Source organism: Microbacterium karelineae, assembly GCF_009745985.1.
GTDB classification, from domain to species: Bacteria; Actinomycetota; Actinomycetes; order Actinomycetales; family Microbacteriaceae; genus Microbacterium; species Microbacterium karelineae.
The window spans coordinates 1-430 of record NZ_WFIX01000075.1 but is presented as its reverse complement, the minus strand read 5'-3'; the positions used below and the strand labels follow the sequence as shown (position 1 = coordinate 430).

Below are 430 nucleotides of genomic sequence, written 5' to 3'. Positions count from 1 at the left end.
CTTTCAGCCATTTGGCATTGATCTCATTTCTCTGTTCGGATATTTTTGCAATATCTTCCTTAAGGTGATCAATCTTGGTCTGGTTGCCTTCTCTTGAAATAGCAGCAAGCTCAATTTCCATCTGCATGAGTTTTCTGTCCAGAACGTCCAGCTCTTCCGGCTTGGAATTGATTTCCATTCTCAGTTTTGCAGAAGCTTCATCAATAAGGTCAATCGCTTTATCCGGTAAAAAACGGTCTGAAATGTATCTTTGAGACATTTCCACCGCAGCAATAATTGCCTCGTCTTTGATTCTTACTTTGTGGTGCGCTTCATATTTATCTTTAATCCCACGAAGGATGGAAATTGCAGATTCAGTATCCGGTTCTTCCACCATTACTTTCTGGAAACGTCTTTCCAACGCTTTATCTTTTTCAAAATACTTTTGGTA

General features: G+C 39.5%; 1 pseudogene. It reads right to left on the bottom strand.

Annotated elements, in window-relative coordinates:
• Positions 1-430: pseudogene (locus GB932_RS21975) on the bottom strand (type VI secretion system ATPase TssH); the annotation flags it as partial.